Raw genomic sequence first — 17,144 nt, forward strand, 5'->3', positions numbered from 1 at the left:
TAAACATAAATGTCATGAAGGTGGCTGTTTTTGCGCCCATTGCAAAAAGTTACTTCGCGTTTGTGAGTCGGCTTGCTGAAACCAATATTTTAAACGCTGCTCGGTGAGTGTTTGCGACTGAGGCGGAACCCGGTCCAGTTCAGAAACTCCGGAGAGCAATGAGCTGTCATCTGCCATCATGGGGGCAAATTGCGGTAACGAGGCATGCCTGGCGGCTTTGTTATAGCGCTCAGTCTCAATTTCATAATCCACGATTTTTGCCTTTGAAGTGATCGCCATAATATCCAGTTTCACTGGAATGGGCATGGAGTCCCCGTCAAGCAATTCGACGCGCGGGGCGCTATCAAAATGTGTTGCGTCACGCTCGTTGCTCAGGCGCGGAAGATGAAAATTAACCTGACTGACCATTTGAGTATTAAAGCTGATGACCAGTGGTGGGGAAATATAGAGGCGTTCTTCATGGCTGGACAGGCGGATAGTTTTCTCTACGCGAAAAACAAGCTGATGGGGGCCATTCTCAAGCTCAATACTGTCGGCACCACGCAGTAATGAGCTTGAGACCTTTTTTCCGTCCAGTACCAGTAGATCAATATCATTAGACAAACGTAGTGAGGTGGCCAAAACGGTTACCGGCAAACACAGGGCAATCAAGACTGTCACAATGCCGGCTCTCATAGGTTTCTCCTGTCCAGAAAATGCCTGAGTAAGATGTATCAAAATTTTTCGGTAATCATGTTTACTAACATATAGACATATTTGTCAGTTTAGCTCTCATGCGCCAGTATGGGATGAATGGTTGCAACGTCAGGTTTGTCGTACACTTTGCAAAACAGCCTGGAGGAAGATAATGAAAGAGACCGATATTGCTGGCATTTTGACATCCACCCGTACGATTGCGCTGGTGGGCGCGAGTGATAAACCCGAGCGCCCTAGCTACCGGGTGATGAAATATTTGCTCGATCAGGGCTATCACGTTATCCCCGTTTCACCCAAGGTTGCCGGGAAAACGCTGCTGGGACAGCAGGGCTATGCGACCCTTGCAGATGTACCTGAGAAAGTGGATATGGTGGATGTCTTCCGTAATTCAGAAGCAGCCTGGGGCGTTGCGCAGGAGGCAATTGCCATTGGGGCGAAAACTTTATGGATGCAGCTAGGGGTGATCAATGAACAGGCGGCTGTGCTGGCACGTGATGCCGGTATGGCGGTGGTGATGGATCGTTGTCCGGCAATTGAGATCCCTCGACTCGGGCTGGCGAAGTAAGCCTGTGTTATTGCCGAATGGCGCGTTACTTATCCGGCCTGCGGTTCGTGGCCGGATAAGACGCGTAAGCCCGATAAACGAAGCGTCATCGGGCAAGTGCTAAAATCAGTTGCGCAGGCGTGGAGCCTGAAGCTGTTTGCGGATTGTCCGCGCCAGTTCATCCATTGAGGGTTGCTCCGGATGCTCTTCCTGTAGCTCACTGCTCAACTGTGCTTCCGCCAGATACGTATGTACTGGCAGGCCATTATCATCTTCCATCACCACGTGATACCAGGGAGCGGCGCGAAGTTCGTCGTTTACCGCCAACTCATCGGGTGACGGTTCATCAAGCGAATATTCCGGGTCGATATCCACGACCACTCCGAGGTAACCTAACAGGGAATGGCGGACCTGCTGGCCGATACCGAATTTGCTGGCAATCATAGTCACCTCCCGGGAAATAGATACCCTTTATGTAAGGGTAATATTCCACTTTTCAAGTTACATGATGCGACAGGCAAACCCTTTCAGATACAGCCCTTCCGGGTAGGTAGCGATCACCGGATGATCGGCGGCCTGACGGAACTGCTCTATAAATTGTATATCACGACCAGCATCTATTGCGGCATCAGCGATGATTTTCTGAAATAAATCGGTGGTCATCAGGCCGGAGCAGGAGAATGTCAGCAGCACACCGCCAGGATTCAGAAGCTGAATAGCCAGCATATTGATGTCCTTATAGCCACGACAGGCGCCCATCAGCTGGTTTTTGTTTTCAACAAACTTCGGCGGATCCATCACGATGACATCAAATTTCTCTCCGCGATCGCGATAGGCTCGCAGTAGTTTGAACACATCATCACGCACAAACTCGGCTTTAGTCAGATCCAGTTTATTCAGTTCAACGTTTTGTCTGGCGATGTCGAGCGCTTCCTGAGAGGTGTCAACGCTCACGACCTGGCTGCATCCCCCCATTAATGCCGACACGGCAAAACCGCCGGTATAAGAGAAACAGTTCAGAACGCGCTGATTTTCGACGTAGCGACGCGTCGCCAGACGGCTGTCACGTTGATCCAGGTAATAACCTGTTTTGTGACCGCGCTGAATATCAACCAGCAGCTTCATACCGTGTTCTTCGATTGGCAGCAGAGCAGGGGGCAGTTCGCCGGTAACAGGTCCCTGCGTAAGCTCCATACCTTCTTTCTTACGTACGGCAACGTCGCTACGGTCATAAATGGCGCATTCAGGGAAAACTATCTGCAGGGCGCTAATCAGTGCGGCACGTTGATATTCGGCCCCTGCGCTGAGCAGTTGCAGAACCAGGAAGTTAGCGAAGCGATCAATGGTGACACCGGGCAGCCCATCAGATTCACCGGCAATCAGACGGTAGCTGTCCAGCCCGTCTTTCTTCGCCAGCCAGTCGCGCCACTTCTGCGCTTGTTGCAGACGACGGACAAAGAAATCAGTATCAATGGATTCAGATTTGTCGAATGTCCAGACACGCGCACGGATCTGTGATGCAGGAGAATATGCACCGCGTGCTAACCATTTACCCTGATGGTCAACAATATCGATGGTCTCACCAAGGTTGGCTTTGCCTTCAATACGTGCGACGGCACCGGAGAATACCCATGGATGGCGGCGAAGTAATGATTTTTCGCGCCCTTTAGCTAACACCATGCGGGGATATTGCGGAAATTTAGATTCAGTCATGCGGAGCAACCTCTCACAAACAGCGATGCGGGCTGGATGAGAACCAACCTGATACCGTTAAAACAAAATGGCGCGTAGGGTAGCACAGATGAAGGGGGCAATCATCAGAGTATGGTTGCGAGCATTTCAGCACAAAATGGAATCACAGCAGCACAGTTTCCTTAAAGCATAACCATTACATTGATATTTCTTCATATGGTTAAGGAAACACAATGAAAACAGTCTCTTCTCTGCTAGCCATGACGATAACGGCCATAAGTTTTAATGTAACTGCGGCATCAGCGTTCCGTATTAGCAGTACGGATATTACAGATAACCTTCAATTAACACAGAAACAGATTTTTAATGGTTTTGGCTGTAATGGTGAGAATATCTCGCCACAACTGAGCTGGCAAAACCCGCCAGCCGGGACCAAAAGTTATGCCATTACGTTATTTGATCCAGATGCCCCAACAGGAAGTGGTTGGTGGCACTGGACGGTGGTGAATATTCCAGCACACGTTCAGACTCTTCCATCTGGCGTTGGAAAAGATAAGTTACCCGCAGGGGCTATTCAGGGGAGGAATGATTTCGGTTATTCTGGATTTGGCGGTGCCTGTCCACCAGCAGGCGATAAACCTCATCGTTACCAGTTCACCGTGTGGGCGCTGAATACGGAAATGTTGCCCATCGATAGTAATGCGAGCGGTGCGCTGGTGGGTTTTATGCTTAACAGCCATGTCATCGCTAAAGCTGAATTAACGGCCACATACGGAAGATAAACTGAGGGACACACGGTGCAGGACGTATATTTCAAACATAATGTGCTTACCGCGGCAGAGGTAAACTCCAGCCAACTGCACCGCTTGCATCGTGTTAAGCTTTTTTCTGCGGCGATATGTCACATCACTCACGGTAGTAAAGTCATCATCCAGGATGATAACCGTCTGGTTGCCGGCACAGGCGAATTGCTTATTATCCCTGCAGATTCCTGTCTTGAGATTATCAATCAACCCGCACAGGGCGCTTTTCGTTCAGATTTGTTGCTACTCTCGCCTGAGATCATTACGCGATTTAAAAGTTCGTATGTGCAGGATTATCCCCCCGCGAAGCTAAGATCGTTATGTACACCAATGAGCCATAGCCTGGCGTTTATGTGGGCGAGTTTGCTGGATGCTGTGCGTAAGGGCCTGCCGGTAAAACTACAGGAACATCAGGCGATGGGATTACTTCTGGCTCTCTTACATGAAGGAGCTGCCGGGCCACTTCTGATTGAGCGCAGTTTTAAGCTGGTGGAACAGGTGAGGCAACTCATTATGTTGTCGCCTGCTAAGCTATGGACAGCAGATGAAATTGCCGGTCGTTTAGCGATGGGCACCTCTACATTACGTCGAAGGCTACAGCAGGAATCACAGAGCTATAGACAAATTGTCGAGGAAGTACGTATGTCATACGCTCTTTCTCAGTTGCAGTCGACGAAATTACCGATTGGTGAGATTGCAATACGCTGTGGCTATATGTCTGGTTCGAGATTTACGGCAAGATTCCGCCAGCATTACGGGTGTCTGCCGAAGCAGGTACGTTAATGGTATTCACATTTACAGTGTGAAAGTATGCCCATTTACAATAAGAGGGAGAACCTCCATGTCGAAAGTCTGCATCATTGCCTGGGTACACGGTCGGGTACAGGGAGTGGGATTTCGCTATACGACGCAGCATGAAGCGCAGCGACTCGGATTAACCGGGTATGCGAAGAATATGGATGATGGCAGCGTAGAGATTGTCGCCTGTGGTGAAAGCCAGCAGGTGGAACAACTGATGAAGTGGTTAAAAGCCGGTGGGCCACGCAGTGCCAGGGTAGACCGGGTTCTCAGTGAACCGCATCGCCCTGGCGACGAACTAAAGGGATTTAGTATTCGTTATTAAATACATTTTACCGGTTTTGGCAGGCCTGCGATTTTTGTCGCCTGTTTTGCCGGACCTTTGGGAAACAGGCGATAGAGATAACGACTGTTGCCTTTCTCTTCGCCAAACTTATTAGCCATCGCTTTTACCAGCATGCGGATTGCCGGAGAAGTATTAAACTCCAGATAGAAATCGCGCACAAAACGCACCACTTCCCAGTGTTCAGCCGAAAGGGTGATGCCTTCATTCTCAGCAATGACAACTGCCAGCGGTTCGCTCCATTCTGTAGTGTCTTTTAAATAGCCTTCGCTATCGGTACTGATTTCTTTACCTTCAAAGATCAACATATTTCTTCACTACGTTAGTCAGACTGGCGGCAGTTTACCAAAAAAGAAAGCCCCGCATAAGCGGGGCCGGGTAATACGTTTTGACGTCTTAGTCGCGGCTGGCGAAGCCCAGAATGCTCAGCAGGCTGACGAAGATGTTGTACAGCGATACATACAGGCTGACTGTCGCACGGATGTAGTTGGTTTCACCACCACGGATGATGTTGCTGGTTTCGAACAGGATTGCACCTGAGGAAATCAGAATAAACACCGCACTGATGGCCAGATGAAGAGCTGGCAGTTGCAGGAAAATATTCGCAACCATACCGATCAGCACCACCACAATACCAGCCATCAGCATACCGCCGAGGAAGGACATGTCTTTACGGGTGGTCAGCACATATGCAGAGCAACTGAAGAAGACCAGTGCAGTACCGCCCAGGGCCATAGCGATAACATCACCCATGCCTGCCGACAGGTAGGTGTTCAGAATTGGTCCCAAAATGTAGCCGAGGAAACCGGTGAAAGCGAAAGCTGACAGAATGCCAACCGGTTTATCTGCCGTTTTATACGTCAGGAACATCAGTCCGTACATACCTACCAGCGTCAGGATAAGACCTGGAGATGGCAGCATCAGTACCGTACTGGCGGTCGCCGTGATCGCTGAAAATGCCAGCGTCAGGCTCAACAGGAAATAGGTATTGCGCAGCACTTTATGCGTGCTGAGTAGCGATGTACGGTCGCGCGAAGAACTAATAATACGATCCATGAGTCACTCTCTTATGACAGATGTAATTAATGAAGGAGGATAATTAAATCGCTGGAAATGACACAGCGGTTTTACCCATCTTTACGCATTTTAACCCGCCAGGCTTAAGCATTTTATTTCAGCAAAAGCTCCTGAATTAGATGTTATCACTTATTGTCTGCAAATGTCAGATCGACATCTTATAGGTGGCTGAAAAATATTGCGTTATCACCTGAATCCTTTAAGAGTTACAGCGGTGTCATCATATAACAGAACAATAAGGTGAAGGGAATGGCTCAACATAGACCGAAGGTATTGACGTTTACGCTGTTGGCTGTCTGTTTGATGTCTATAAATGGTGTGGTACGGGCAGCAAATGTTCCTACAGGAACACCGCTGGCAGAACAACAGGAACTGGTCAGAAATAACGGCAGCGAGCCTGCATCGCTGGATCCACATAAAGTCGAAAGCAACGTTGAGTTTAATTTAATCAGTGATATGTTCGATGGGCTGGTTTCTGTCAATCTGCAAGGGGAGATTGAGCCGCGCCTGGCGTCATCCTGGGAGAATAAAGACAATACCGTCTGGACCTTTCATTTACGTCCAGGTATTACCTGGTCAGATGGTTCAGCCATTACCGCACAGGATGTTGTCTGGAGCTGGCAGCGTCTTGTTTCACCACAAACTGCTTCGCCGTATGCCTCTTATCTCGGCAATATGCACGTCGCGAATGCGCTCGACATTGCCCTTGGGAAAAAGGAGCCCGCTACACTGGGTGTAAAAGCACTCAATGACACCACCCTGGAGATTACCCTGACGCAGCCAACGGCTGCATTTCTGGCTATGTTGGCTCACCCGTCGCTGGTGCCACTGGATAAAGTGCTGATTAGCCGCTTTGGTGATAAGTGGACCAGGCCAGAGCATTTTGTCAGTAGCGGTGCATACAAGCTTTCTCAGTGGGTGGTCAATGAGCGGATTGTTGCCGTACGTAATACGCACTACTGGGATGATCAGCATACGGTAATTGATAAAGTCACTTATCTGCCCATCAGCTCAGAAGCAGCTGACGTTAACCGCTACAAGGCCGGGGAAATTGATATTGTCTTTAGCGTGCCGGTAAACCAGTTCGCGCAGTTGAAAAAGACGATGGGAGATGAGCTGCGCGTTTCACCTCTGCTTTCAACCTATTACTACCAGTTCAATACAACTCGCGCGCCGTTTAATGACCCGCGTGTGCGCCGGGCGCTGAATATGGCGTTGGATAAAGAGATCATTGCCCAAAAGGTCATGGCGCAGGGGCAGCGTGAAGCGTGGGTAATCAGCCAGCCTGAAATTGGCGGTGTCAAATTGCACGCACCGGAGTATGCCGCGTGGCCGCGCGATAAACGCATTGCTGAAGCGAAAAAACTGTTAGCCGCAGCCGGCTTCGGTCCGGATCATCCGCTCTCGTTAAATTTGCTCTACAACACTTTCGAAACGCATCAACGTATTGCGATTGCCGCATCGTCGATGTGGAAGAAAAACCTCGGCGTCGAGGTAAAGCTGCAGAATCAGGAATGGAAAACCATGCTGGACACCATGCACACCGGCAATTTTGATGTCGTGCGCTATGCGTGGATAGCCGATTATGACGATGCCTCGAGCTTCCTCAATATTTTCCGTACCGGTGATAGTGAGAACACCACTAAGTACAGTAATCCTGCCTATGATGAAGCGATGCTCAATGCGGCGAGAGCAGGCTCGCTGGACGAGCGAGGGAAATACTACCAGCAGGCTGAGGACATTTTGGGCGAAGATGTTCCGGCAATACCTGTTTATCACTATGTCCATACGCATCTGGTGAAGCCGTGGGTTGGGGGATTTGCTCCTGATAACCGTGGAAATTATTACACCAAAGATATGTTCATCAAAAAACATTAAACCAAAGAGAGCAAGATACGTGCTGAATAAACGGTCAATTTGTTGTTATTTCAGTCAATTAACATTATTTTGGCTGTTTTTCAGGCAAACGAACACTTTGGTGCTTTACAGGTCCGTTCGGGATGTTTATAGTGCGCCTCATTGGAAGCGTGGCCGAGCGGTTGAAGGCACCGGTCTTGAAAACCGGCGACCCGAAAGGGTTCTAGAGTTCGAATCTCTACGCTTCCGCCAAATTTAACAAGGGGTTAGCTAAATGCTAACCCCTTTGTTTTTGAAGCAAAGAATAAAAAAAGAATATCCTCAAAGAATTCGACCTACCTCAAAACTGCATAAAAAATCATTTTAACCCGAACTTGTAACCCTCTAAACTACATAGCATTATGTGTTCATGTGAGCACTTTTATGGTCATAATTTGACTATTAACAGCAATGTTAAGGTAGAAAAGATGGATTTTAATTTACGACACTGCGTAATTCATGAGCTAGTCAAAGAGAGTGGCAGGCAGAAAGTTGAAACAACAATCAAGCCGGTGCTTCCGAGCGATGATAAACACGTTTGTCAGTTGATAGAATCTTTGAACGACTTGATCGGTAAAAAAGAGAATCAGGCCGCACGAGGAACCTTCGATTCCGAGGATGTGACGTTTAAAGTACCTACTGCTTTTAAAACGTATTATGGCGGGGCAGCTTCATCCGATGATTTCCATAAGTTCTCGTTAACTTGCATGAGTGAACTATCTCGCCAAGCTAAAGATCCCACTAGAGTGGCAGCATCTGGGGGGGCCATAGTCTTTGCTCACTATACTCGTGGTCAATCCCATTTCCTTCTGATTACTATGGTTAAACAGAAGGATGCGTTGCGTTTGGATGAGAATCTAAAGCCAGTGGGGACGGTACAAATTGACTTAGCAAAAATTCATCAGGCTGCACGTGTTAACTTTGATAGGTTTCACTTGTTTGAAACACTTCCTGACGATGAAAAGCCAACTTATTTAGCATTTGTTAGCCCCAAAGTGAATCAGGATGCTTCTGGGTATTTCGTCGCAGCTCTGGGGTGTTCAGATAGTGTTCCCTCAGCTAAAGCTACAGACGCAGTTCTTAATGGTGTCAGAAGTTACTTTGATGCACACGCAGATATCAAAGCGTATAAAAATGCCGCTTACGATGCTGTGCTGTACCATCTAAAAGAGAAAAAACCGGGGGAAACTGCTTCTCTGGCCGAAATTGAGCATATTGTAAGACAAGCTGTGCCGGCAGGTAAACATGCTAATATCGACAATTTAGTTGAGTATCTCAATGGCGAAGAAATAGGGGTTCCATTAGAGTTTGCTATAAATAGGGCTGTCGTAAACAAAAGAACTAAAGTCAGGACAAAATCCAATGGATGGGAATTAAGTTTTGAAAAGAAATTCTTCGGTGAACAGGCTGGCTCTGTAATTCAGTATTTGCGTAAAGAAAAGAAATTAATAATTTCTCAGTTGGATGATAATACAATCCAGAAGCTAGAAGACGCACTCAAGAACGAAGGGTAAATTATGTCCTCAATATATTTTGAAAAGTTGGTTGCATTTTACAGAGGGTTAGGAAAACCTTCTGTTATTAACTGCTCATTCGAATATAGAGGACAACTTACTACCCAGTTCGATATTTTTAAAGACTTATGGAATAACGCGAATCAGAGTATTGCAGATTTTGAGTTGATTTTTGACTCAATATCCTGTGGTACATGCTATGAGGATGTTTTTCCTGACAGTCTGACAGCAGATAAAGATGTTATTCTAACAGTGTCGTTACCTGTTGGTGATTTTAAGTTTATTGAGTCATTAGAAGATTTTCTACTCATAGATAATAATTTAAATACTGGTGATCGAGTTGAGAATGTTTACCTTGTAAAAGAGGATTTTTTATTTGGTGAGGTAAACTCAAAAAATGAGCAAGTTCTGAAGGCGTTACAACTTTCAAAATTCATTACAGAACTTTATGATTTAGCGAATTATAACGATCGTGTAGAGCATAGTGGTCTGCTAAAACTTGTATTCATTGATACTAGCAACTCGAAAAAAACATCACCGATTGTTATTGAACCCAGAATAACTATTGAAAGCATTTCTTTTCCTATGGTTGACTTGGCTATCTTTAAAAGTATAAAGGAAAATGGAACGGATAATGCTCACATTCAAGAAAAACAAGCTATGTTTAGAGTGTCAATTATTGAGGTGCTTAAAGACATAGATGAGAGTAAGGATAAATTTAATTTTCTGATTGAACAATGGGAGTTATTGAAAGAAACATATTATGGTAACTTTGAGTGTTATTTAACTAACTTTTCATTTTTGAAACAGAAAAAAGAAGCAGCTGAAAATTACATGACTGTGTCTTCAAAAATTTCAGGCACTCTTTCATCTATATCTGGTAAGTTGTTTGGACTTCCAATCTCTTTTGCCGTGGCTGTAGCTATTTTAAAAGCAGATAAGTTTGAAAGTGTTTTAGCATTGTTAGGTGTTGCTATAACATCCCTGTTAATTGCACTTACTATTTACGATCAAAAAAAGGTACTTAAATCCATCATGGATTCAATAGATGCTTTGTTTAGCCATACAAAAGCTCAGCGGAGCGGGGAACTTGCAGAGCTAATTTCAAAGCATAAAAAAAATCTCTACTCTCAGGCAAAGAGTTTAGATACGGCGATGGTGTTTTTACTGATTATTTCTGCTTTGCCAGTTATGATTTCTTTAGGTGTATATATATTTAAATTCCACCCTTCTGTAATTTCACATTTCAATCATTTCATCGACATATTTATGGCTCAGCTGCTTAAGTGATTTTATTTATTAAAGGTTTATCAAGGCTAGGGCTGATTTGCACCTTCCTGTCATAAATAAGCACTTGGCTTTCCGTCTTGTGTCCGCTGAATATCTGCTTATCCCTACTGCTCCCTTCAAAATCTGAAATAGCTTTTGCCTTAATGTCGTGGAACGTGTAATCAAGTTGTCGATCAAGTTCACTCTGTGCTGCCCGCACGGCCTTTAGCCAGCGATTATTGAACGTCTTGCGGATGAATTGCCCGCGATCGCTGTTATAGAGAACCAATGCGTCAGGTGAAAGCTTCGGACATGCTGCCTGTGCCGTTTCCAGTGCTTCCTGCAGGCGAGGTGTCCAGACCTTTATCTGTTTTTTCCCGGTTTTGCCCTGTTGGATAAAAATCCCTTTATCAGATATTTGCATCCAACGTAGCTCGAGTACGTCAGCTTGTCGCGCGGCACATAAGTAAGATATTTCCATTGCAGCTCTGACGACGTGATCAGCATGTTTATAGATTGCCAGATAGTCTTCGTCAGTGATGTATTGCTCACGAGCCTTGAGAGAAAATTTGCTGACGCCGGCACAGGGGTTTCCCTTAACGTATCCGCGCTCATATCCCCAGCGGTAAACGCGAGACATGCTGCTCATTTCCTGGTTGGCCTGGTTTTTACTTTGCAGACCACGACGATCCATAAACTGGCGCACGTCTTCTGGTTTGATTATGTCAGCTTTAACCTTGCCGAATACAGCAAGTAGTTTTTTCTGATGTTGCAGATAGTCACGCTGGGTACGTATTGCCAGTTCTGTGTAGTAGGCGCTTTTCAGAAACATTCCCCAGAGCTTTTCGAACGTCATTACATCTGAATAATTGCGTCGTTCTTCCTCATACCGTTTCCATAAAGCTGACATAGTGAGAGTGATTGGCCCCAGTGTCACGGTCTCCCGTGACGTGGGTTTGTAGTAGTAACGCGTTTTTGTTTTAGATACGCGCGGCGGCAGTTTGTTATCTCCAGGATCCTTTCTTCTGCGCCCCATTTAAATAGCTCCGAAATCGGGTTTTTCTTCTGTGCTGGTCTGTACGGTGATCTGTCCGTTCAATACAGCGTTAATGTGCGTCCAGGTAACCATCGGGCGACCTTCCCGATCGGGTATGTACGAGACGCCGCCACGGTCGAGAATTTCCCTTTGTTTGGATGCCTTCTGATAACCGGTAAACTCAATCAGTTCTGCGTCTGTTAGCAGATCGTTTTCTCTGGTCATGTTGGTCTTTCCTCATCATCCGGTACACGGCGTCATCAGCATCACTGCATGCGTGTTCGATGTCGGACTGGGTCAGGGTCTTCTTTCGTACGCTTGCCGATAACCGGCCAATCTTTATATCGAAATCTGTGAGCAGAGTAGCTCCGGGTTGCCATCGCAGCATTGCAGCCTCCAGTGTTTGGTGAGGCCACAATGCTAGCGATAGTATGGTTTTATTTCTGATTACGCTTAATCAGGTTTTCGGGTAGGAATGCGCCTTTCTCACGAGTCACTTTAACGCTTTTCGGCAGGTGCATTCCCAACTCGCAACGGCTACGCGCTTCAATAATGCCGTTACTGCCATCTGAAAATACTACGTGAACCGCATCGCCACGTTTTAGGGATAGTTTCAGCATAGTTAACGTACCTGTAGTGAGCGTTCGCCGATCTCAAGGTGAGCACCCGGTACCGGATTTAACAATTCTGCTGGTACTTCTCCACCATCAGCCGTGATTTGCGCTGCGGCAGCTTCCGCAGCCTCGATCGCTTCTTTGATGGCTTTTTTGTCCGGAGCGACAATCGTCTGAACAGTAACCAACTCATCCGGTAATAGCTTTTCGTTGTCGATAACAACGCTGACGCTACCTTTTCGGGCAGTAAAGCTATTCTTAGGGGTCTTGAGCTTGTCCAGATTGGCAGCAAGCAGGCAAGACAGAATATATTTACGAAGCGTTTTATCTTTATTTTCGAAAGACTTTTTACGCTCAGCCAGGCGCTTGATTTCTTCATCGCATGTTTTGGCATGGCCAAGGTTATTACGCGCAATGACCATGATGGCATCCAGCTTATCCGCCAGTTCCCCTTCAATTCCTTCCAGTGTATCGGTGATCATCTCCGGAGTTAGTTCATCAGAGCTTTCCAGCAATTGCAGAAGGTTGGTGTAGTCAGCAGCTAACGCGATTGCAGTAGTCATTATGCATTCTCCTGGGATTTGTTCAGTTCAGCGATACGTTCATCTTTGATGGTTGTCAGGCGACGCAGGCGCCCACTTAAATAGCGCGCATGTTGCGTGTCACCCTTCGCCTCTGCATCCTTGCGATGCACTTCTGCTTCACGGGCAATCGAAGAATAAACCTTGTTGATCTCGTTCTCTGACACAGCTGATGCAAGAGTGTTTGCTACTCGGGTCAGTTTATCGTCCAGTTCCTGACGTACGCGGGCTGCATCCTCTGCGTTTTCGCTGGCGTTTTTGAGCGCAAATTCAGCTTTATTTTTCTGGCGATATTCCGGGTTGTCGTACAGGCCCATGAAAATATCTGCGCAGAAACCGAGTGCAGATAATGCTTTTTTGGTTGCGTCAGTCAGTGATTTTTTTGTCGCTTCACCATCGCAAATAGGACCGTGTTTGCTGCCGTAAATATACGGAGTACACCCGAAGGATATCTCTTCCCCGCGTTTGCCATTCCGGATGTACCAGAGCCTGATTTTGATAACATGGTTTTTCTCAGTCAGGATGCCGCCTATACCGTCAGGGATAAGCTCCCATGTATCGTTACCGTCAGATCCTTTTACCTTGCGAGTGATTGGTGCACCATCATCAAAGCGTTCCTCCAGAATATCCACACCCCAGCCGATACCTTTCGGACCAAACTCGCGGGTCGCGATCATGGTCATGTAGGTACCATTGATGGAGGTTCCGCCGCCATTCACAGAGAATGCGGAGGTAAAGCGCTCATCTGTTTTGAAAACTTCTTTCCACAACTCCAGGTTGTCGCTTTCGCCAGCCTGCATTTCATTAATGCTCTTAACCAGTTCGGACGCCTGAGGAAGTGATTCTTTACGCTTAACGCGCTCGACGATCTGATCCACATCCTGAACGAGAGTTTTCACTTTATCGCTCAGATTTTCATTCGGTTGGTCAGCGGTCTCCTGGCTGGTCGCATATACTCCGTAACCCATATTGTTTAGCGTTTCACGAGCTTGTTCCGCCTGGTCTTCTGTAACTGTTTCCTGTTCTGCCACTTCCGGTTTTTCATCTTCATTTGAGGCTGTTTCAGGCATAGTTCCATCACGCGAAAGTGTTCCGTCATCGTGGGTTGAATCCTGTGGTTGGGTATCGTTTTTAACCCATTTAGGATCATTTGGGTCGCTGATACCTTCCACATATTCGCCGCGTTCCGCCGCAAGCTGCTTGCCAGTTCTTTCTGCATCCGTTTCGGCACATTCGAGTTGACCATGTTCAGCCAGCCATGAATCAATATGGCGTCGCAGTGACTCAGGGAAATGGTATGTATCTTTAGATGGGACATTCTGAATAACCCCAAAGATACTCGGACGGTCATATTTGAGAATCTGCTCGGTAGTACGTAATGCCGCTGACCAACGTTTGAAATCTTCCCGGTCATCGGAAATCATTTTTTCCGCATCACGGAGATTTCCTGATAACACAGGCGCATCCGGAGCGATGGGAAGTAGGGCAACGGCAATTTCCTGATCCAGTGTTGCGTAGGTGTGTTTATAACCACGTTGTGGCGCCACAGCGACATTGTTTATTTTAACGCAGGTATTAAGTGATGATGTTTTGTTTGGCACCATCTCTTCACGCTTACTTGGGTTTTCCAGCCAGCGTTTAATAAATTGCGAAATCGCAGCCTTACCCGGAGTTTGATCTTCAAAGTTTGCGTAAATGGCCTGAATGAGATTATTCAGCCCTTCAACATGCATATGTTGCACGGGTTCGTTATTGTGCAGCGCGTGGAGAATATTGAGATTAACCCGATCATCCTCATCAAAGGATTCATCGTTATTTTCCAGATTATCGAGATAATCCAGCACCTGAGAGTAAAGAACTCCATCGATGGGAGAATCGCTGAACATAAGGACGGCCGCGAAGCGTTCTCGGGATGGTATCTTTGCCAGATCGATAATCTCGTTACTGGCTGGAAGGTTTGAAACGTTAGCCTCCGGTACGTTGATGACCCATTTTTCCCCGTCGAATGTGTGTGTCAGGGCAAATTGTTCATCAAACTTACCAACAGTCGGCAGCGGCAGACCTTCAGCATGTTCCCATAACTTGGGTTTGAAATAGTTGTCACCGTTGGCAGGGTAGGCTTCCCAGAGTTTTCCGGTCATGATGCTCTCTGCCACTTTTTTGTTTGGCGCATCAATTGCGATCGCCAGTTGTACGGCCCCGCAATCTTTAACCGCTGATTTTTTTGGCTCGAATAAGCCGTTGTAGATGGTCATTGGTCTTTCCTCTTTGGTTACTGGTGCTGGTCAGACACCTGATTTTGCAATCCTGATAGCTACTTTGATTCCTGCGTTCTTCTGTTTAAAAACAGGGAATTTACCTTTAACTGCATTGGCATATACCGTTTCAGTTGTTGGATAGAATTCAACGCGACGAACACCGCCGACGATGGTTAAATGCATTACACCGTCTCCGAAATCGCCGTTGTTCTCATGCTCGAAAACAGACAAGCCCGCGTCAATTACCTTTTCAATAATCATTTCAGTTTTCATTGTTACCTCAGAACGGAATATCGCTTTCCTGAACAGGGGTGTGATCAATGCACAGCAGTTGCTGAATTTTGTCGTCGACACGGTCTATCTGACGTTGTGCTTCCGCCGCAATAGTCTCTTTCTGGCCGCGCAGCTGGTCGACCTGCAGAGCAATGATGTCGAATGGTTCAGGCTGGTTTATATCGAGGGTAATTTCACGGGTTTCCAACAAAACGTATGTGTCCGGAAAGTTGCGTGACATGTCACAGGTGGCAACGATGTATTTATCCGAAGAAAACGTTTGGGTGTGGTAGTGAATGTACAGCTTTACTGGTATGGCAAGCGCTTCCATAGCGGCTCCTTGTTAGTTATACTCAGAGCTGGCTGTCAGCTCCTTCGGGAGAGATGGTCTTTCCTCGTCACAAGCTTGGTCGCTTGTGACAAATCCGAATGGTTTGGTCACCGTTCGGGGTAACTGGCCCGCTTTGTGCGGGCCTTTTGCTATCCAAAAGTTGCCCGTCTTTCCGGGCTGTCAGGGCTGGTCATGCCCAATTGGTCTTTCCTCCCGGACTTTCCCGGCGTCATACTGCTGGTCAGCTCTCACCTTCAGGGAACGCTATCGCAACAGCAAAATAGGGATGTGGCGCCAGGTGCTTATCTTCTGGTTGTCTCGATGGACTGCAATTCGCCACAATTCGAATTCTGTGCGGTCTTTCCCGCATGTCAGCGTACTGGCGGCGCCCCGCAGAATTCTTTGCCTGTCTTTCCAGACCGTCAGAACGTTTTTCTGAACAACTGCCGCGTGGTTAGTGCGTCGTTGATGTGGCTTATATTAGTTATGCGTATATTTATGGTCAAGATTAAAATAATCGTAATGCGAATATATTTTGTATGTTCTTGATAAGAAAGGATAAAAAAAATCCCGACGATGCGGGATTATTTTGGAGGGGAATTTACTGTTTTCTTGTGGCTAGAAGTTCTTCAAAAAGTCGGTCAAATCCACTAACTTTGTCTTTTAATTCAGATAGATGCCTTTCTTTTTCACTCTGAGGAAGTCTTTCATAAAGTGCTATCAACTCGGCATCTTCTGGTTTCAGGAGTCGCCAGCCAGCAGCTGAATAATCTTGAACGTGGGCTCCTGATTTCCGGACATAATTCATTAGTTCGGCAAGGTCGGGTCTAATGTCTTCAGGTTTTACACCGAGAAGAGCTGAAAATTTTAATGTCGCATCTGTGTTTAACGGAATACTTCCATTCAAATACTGACTGACTGTAGCCTGAGTACTAAAGCCGAGAGCATCCGCCGCCTTTTCCTGAGTAAGACGTAAAGTTACTTTTTTCTCGTTCCATATGTCGCGCAGCCTTTGGGCTGCATCAGCTTCAGCTGCATCAAGCGTTTTCTTTCTCATGACGCCCATATTATTCGTAAAATTAATTTCCTCCCAATCGTGTAACTATTGACACATGTGTATTCGCAATACTAATATTCATGTGTCACATACATTTTAGGAGGACAAATGGATCTCAAAACCTATCTAAAGACCTCTGGCGTTCGCCAGCAGGATTTCGCTCAAGTGGTTGGTGAGACGCAGGGCTATGTCAGTCGTGTTGCATCTGGAAAATGCCTTCTTGGTGCTGCAACTGCATTGAAATGGGCCGCAGCAACTGGCTATCAAGTTACACCACATGATCTACTCCCCAATATTTATCGAAAACCAACTGACGGACTGCCGGAACAGAATGCAGCTTAACAAAGGGCGTATTTGAAATC

General features: G+C 46.6%; 21 protein-coding genes and 1 tRNA gene. 9 read left to right on the top strand and 13 right to left on the bottom strand.

Annotated features, from left to right (window positions below; genetic code table 11):
- Positions 1-12: 12 nt before the first annotated feature.
- Positions 13-675: a curli synthesis inhibitor gene (gene csgI / locus AACS05_RS07990; protein ID WP_045441355.1), complete on the bottom strand. Its 663-nt coding sequence runs from the start codon at positions 673-675 to the stop codon at positions 13-15.
- A 172-nt stretch (positions 676-847) separates the two neighbouring features.
- Here csgI and AACS05_RS07995 point away from each other — a divergent pair, with 172 nt between their 5' ends.
- Positions 848-1,261 (top strand): CoA-binding protein, encoded by a 414-nt coding sequence (locus tag AACS05_RS07995; protein ID WP_045441356.1) that lies wholly within the window; start codon positions 848-850, stop codon positions 1,259-1,261.
- A gap of 105 nt (positions 1,262-1,366) precedes the next feature.
- Here AACS05_RS07995 and hspQ read toward each other — a convergent pair whose 3' ends face one another.
- Positions 1,367-1,684, bottom strand: a complete 318-nt coding sequence (gene hspQ, locus AACS05_RS08000) for a heat shock protein HspQ (protein ID WP_045441357.1) — start codon at positions 1,682-1,684, stop codon at positions 1,367-1,369.
- A gap of 57 nt (positions 1,685-1,741) precedes the next feature.
- The gene (gene rlmI / locus AACS05_RS08005; protein ID WP_045441358.1) at positions 1,742-2,953 is read right to left on the bottom strand and encodes a 23S rRNA (cytosine(1962)-C(5))-methyltransferase RlmI; all 1,212 of its coding nucleotides are present in this window, start codon (positions 2,951-2,953) and stop codon (positions 1,742-1,744) included.
- Positions 2,954-3,165: 212 nt separating this feature from the next.
- Between rlmI and AACS05_RS08010 the strand changes: the two genes are divergently transcribed.
- The 3 genes from AACS05_RS08010 to yccX are packed head-to-tail and all read left to right on the top strand — an operon-like array spanning position 3,166 to position 4,858.
- Positions 3,166-3,714, top strand: coding sequence for a kinase inhibitor (locus tag AACS05_RS08010; RefSeq protein WP_045441359.1), 549 nt, complete (start codon positions 3,166-3,168; stop codon positions 3,712-3,714).
- A gap of 15 nt (positions 3,715-3,729) precedes the next feature.
- Entirely contained in the window at positions 3,730-4,518 is a 789-nt protein-coding gene (locus AACS05_RS08015; protein WP_045441360.1) for a helix-turn-helix transcriptional regulator, read from the top strand.
- Between the two features lie 58 nt (positions 4,519-4,576).
- Positions 4,577-4,858 (top strand): acylphosphatase, encoded by a 282-nt coding sequence (yccX, locus tag AACS05_RS08020; protein ID WP_045441361.1) that lies wholly within the window; start codon positions 4,577-4,579, stop codon positions 4,856-4,858.
- On the opposite strand, the gene tusE is transcribed toward yccX, so the two are convergent.
- Both tusE and yccA read right to left on the bottom strand, forming a co-directional pair.
- The gene (tusE, locus tag AACS05_RS08025) at positions 4,855-5,184 is read right to left on the bottom strand and encodes a sulfurtransferase TusE (protein WP_045441362.1); all 330 of its coding nucleotides are present in this window, start codon (positions 5,182-5,184) and stop codon (positions 4,855-4,857) included. The two genes, yccX and tusE, sit on opposite strands and share 4 nt — an antisense overlap.
- 88 nt (positions 5,185-5,272) lie before the next feature.
- Positions 5,273-5,932, bottom strand: a complete 660-nt coding sequence (gene yccA, locus AACS05_RS08030) for an FtsH protease modulator YccA (protein ID WP_043015806.1) — start codon at positions 5,930-5,932, stop codon at positions 5,273-5,275.
- A gap of 270 nt (positions 5,933-6,202) precedes the next feature.
- Here yccA and AACS05_RS08035 point away from each other — a divergent pair, with 270 nt between their 5' ends.
- The 4 genes from AACS05_RS08035 (at position 6,203) to AACS05_RS08050 (ending at position 10,653) form a co-directional block, all read left to right on the top strand.
- The gene (locus AACS05_RS08035; protein ID WP_045441363.1) at positions 6,203-7,831 is read left to right on the top strand and encodes an ABC transporter substrate-binding protein; all 1,629 of its coding nucleotides are present in this window, start codon (positions 6,203-6,205) and stop codon (positions 7,829-7,831) included.
- A 143-nt stretch (positions 7,832-7,974) separates the two neighbouring features.
- Positions 7,975-8,062, top strand: a tRNA-Ser gene (locus AACS05_RS08040).
- Positions 8,063-8,277: 215 nt separating this feature from the next.
- Positions 8,278-9,363 carry a nucleoid-associated protein gene (locus AACS05_RS08045; protein WP_045441364.1) on the top strand — a complete coding sequence of 362 codons (1,086 nt, stop codon included), beginning with the start codon at positions 8,278-8,280 and terminating at the stop codon, positions 9,361-9,363.
- 3 nt (positions 9,364-9,366) lie between these two features.
- Positions 9,367-10,653, top strand: a complete 1,287-nt coding sequence (locus AACS05_RS08050; RefSeq protein ID WP_045441365.1) for a hypothetical protein — start codon at positions 9,367-9,369, stop codon at positions 10,651-10,653.
- Here the strand turns inward: AACS05_RS08050 and AACS05_RS08055 are convergent.
- The 8 genes from AACS05_RS08055 to AACS05_RS08090 all read right to left on the bottom strand — a co-directional run bounded on the left by AACS05_RS08055 (position 10,646) and on the right by AACS05_RS08090 (position 16,782).
- Complete coding sequence (locus AACS05_RS08055) at positions 10,646-11,668, bottom strand: tyrosine-type recombinase/integrase (RefSeq protein WP_045441366.1); 1,023 nt, start codon at positions 11,666-11,668, stop codon at positions 10,646-10,648. The genes AACS05_RS08050 and AACS05_RS08055 overlap by 8 nt on opposite strands.
- Positions 11,669-11,893, bottom strand: a complete 225-nt coding sequence (locus AACS05_RS08060; RefSeq protein WP_001648801.1) for a DUF4224 domain-containing protein — start codon at positions 11,891-11,893, stop codon at positions 11,669-11,671.
- Positions 11,894-12,105: 212 nt separating this feature from the next.
- Positions 12,106-12,288 (bottom strand): hypothetical protein, encoded by a 183-nt coding sequence (locus tag AACS05_RS08065; RefSeq protein WP_016152506.1) that lies wholly within the window; start codon positions 12,286-12,288, stop codon positions 12,106-12,108.
- A 2-nt stretch (positions 12,289-12,290) separates the two neighbouring features.
- Positions 12,291-12,845, bottom strand: coding sequence for a siphovirus Gp157 family protein (locus AACS05_RS08070; protein ID WP_001648803.1), 555 nt, complete (start codon positions 12,843-12,845; stop codon positions 12,291-12,293).
- Positions 12,845-15,118 (bottom strand): hypothetical protein, encoded by a 2,274-nt coding sequence (locus tag AACS05_RS08075; RefSeq protein WP_045441367.1) that lies wholly within the window; start codon positions 15,116-15,118, stop codon positions 12,845-12,847. Before AACS05_RS08075 ends, AACS05_RS08070 begins: the two co-directional genes overlap by 1 nt.
- 30 nt (positions 15,119-15,148) lie before the next feature.
- Positions 15,149-15,394, bottom strand: coding sequence for a hypothetical protein (locus AACS05_RS08080; protein ID WP_045441368.1), 246 nt, complete (start codon positions 15,392-15,394; stop codon positions 15,149-15,151).
- Positions 15,395-15,401: 7 nt separating this feature from the next.
- Entirely contained in the window at positions 15,402-15,725 is a 324-nt protein-coding gene (locus tag AACS05_RS08085) for a hypothetical protein (RefSeq protein ID WP_001648806.1), read from the bottom strand.
- A 601-nt stretch (positions 15,726-16,326) separates the two neighbouring features.
- Positions 16,327-16,782: a helix-turn-helix domain-containing protein gene (locus tag AACS05_RS08090; RefSeq protein ID WP_045449542.1), complete on the bottom strand. Its 456-nt coding sequence runs from the start codon at positions 16,780-16,782 to the stop codon at positions 16,327-16,329.
- 108 nt (positions 16,783-16,890) lie between these two features.
- On the opposite strand from AACS05_RS08090, the gene AACS05_RS08095 reads away from it, so the two are divergent.
- Positions 16,891-17,124 carry a helix-turn-helix domain-containing protein gene (locus AACS05_RS08095; RefSeq protein WP_000364674.1) on the top strand — a complete coding sequence of 78 codons (234 nt, stop codon included), beginning with the start codon at positions 16,891-16,893 and terminating at the stop codon, positions 17,122-17,124.
- Positions 17,125-17,144: the final 20 nt, after the last annotated feature.

Origin of the sequence: Citrobacter sp. S-77 (assembly GCF_963864895.1) — a bacterium.
In the GTDB taxonomy this organism is placed as follows: Bacteria; Pseudomonadota; Gammaproteobacteria; order Enterobacterales; family Enterobacteriaceae; genus Citrobacter; species Citrobacter murliniae.

Coding starts and splice junctions, on each gene's coding strand:
- AACS05_RS08085 (WP_001648806.1), bottom strand. CDS start 15,725: ATGGAAGCGCTTGCCATACCAGTAAAGCTGTACATTCACTACCACACC.
- AACS05_RS07995 (WP_045441356.1), top strand. CDS start 848: ATGAAAGAGACCGATATTGCTGGCATTTTGACATCCACCCGTACGATT.
- AACS05_RS08075 (WP_045441367.1), bottom strand. CDS start 15,118: ATGACCATCTACAACGGCTTATTCGAGCCAAAAAAATCAGCGGTTAAA.
- hspQ (WP_045441357.1), bottom strand. CDS start 1,684: ATGATTGCCAGCAAATTCGGTATCGGCCAGCAGGTCCGCCATTCCCTG.
- AACS05_RS08095 (WP_000364674.1), top strand. CDS start 16,891: ATGGATCTCAAAACCTATCTAAAGACCTCTGGCGTTCGCCAGCAGGAT.
- AACS05_RS08010 (WP_045441359.1), top strand. CDS start 3,166: ATGAAAACAGTCTCTTCTCTGCTAGCCATGACGATAACGGCCATAAGT.
- rlmI (WP_045441358.1), bottom strand. CDS start 2,953: ATGACTGAATCTAAATTTCCGCAATATCCCCGCATGGTGTTAGCTAAA.
- AACS05_RS08080 (WP_045441368.1), bottom strand. CDS start 15,394: ATGAAAACTGAAATGATTATTGAAAAGGTAATTGACGCGGGCTTGTCT.
- AACS05_RS08035 (WP_045441363.1), top strand. CDS start 6,203: ATGGCTCAACATAGACCGAAGGTATTGACGTTTACGCTGTTGGCTGTC.
- AACS05_RS08065 (WP_016152506.1), bottom strand. CDS start 12,288: ATGCTGAAACTATCCCTAAAACGTGGCGATGCGGTTCACGTAGTATTT.
- AACS05_RS08045 (WP_045441364.1), top strand. CDS start 8,278: ATGGATTTTAATTTACGACACTGCGTAATTCATGAGCTAGTCAAAGAG.
- yccA (WP_043015806.1), bottom strand. CDS start 5,932: ATGGATCGTATTATTAGTTCTTCGCGCGACCGTACATCGCTACTCAGC.
- yccX (WP_045441361.1), top strand. CDS start 4,577: ATGTCGAAAGTCTGCATCATTGCCTGGGTACACGGTCGGGTACAGGGA.
- AACS05_RS08060 (WP_001648801.1), bottom strand. CDS start 11,893: ATGACCAGAGAAAACGATCTGCTAACAGACGCAGAACTGATTGAGTTT.
- AACS05_RS08055 (WP_045441366.1), bottom strand. CDS start 11,668: ATGGGGCGCAGAAGAAAGGATCCTGGAGATAACAAACTGCCGCCGCGC.
- AACS05_RS08090 (WP_045449542.1), bottom strand. CDS start 16,782: ATGAGAAAGAAAACGCTTGATGCAGCTGAAGCTGATGCAGCCCAAAGG.
- AACS05_RS08050 (WP_045441365.1), top strand. CDS start 9,367: ATGTCCTCAATATATTTTGAAAAGTTGGTTGCATTTTACAGAGGGTTA.
- tusE (WP_045441362.1), bottom strand. CDS start 5,184: ATGTTGATCTTTGAAGGTAAAGAAATCAGTACCGATAGCGAAGGCTAT.
- AACS05_RS08070 (WP_001648803.1), bottom strand. CDS start 12,845: ATGACTACTGCAATCGCGTTAGCTGCTGACTACACCAACCTTCTGCAA.
- csgI (WP_045441355.1), bottom strand. CDS start 675: ATGAGAGCCGGCATTGTGACAGTCTTGATTGCCCTGTGTTTGCCGGTA.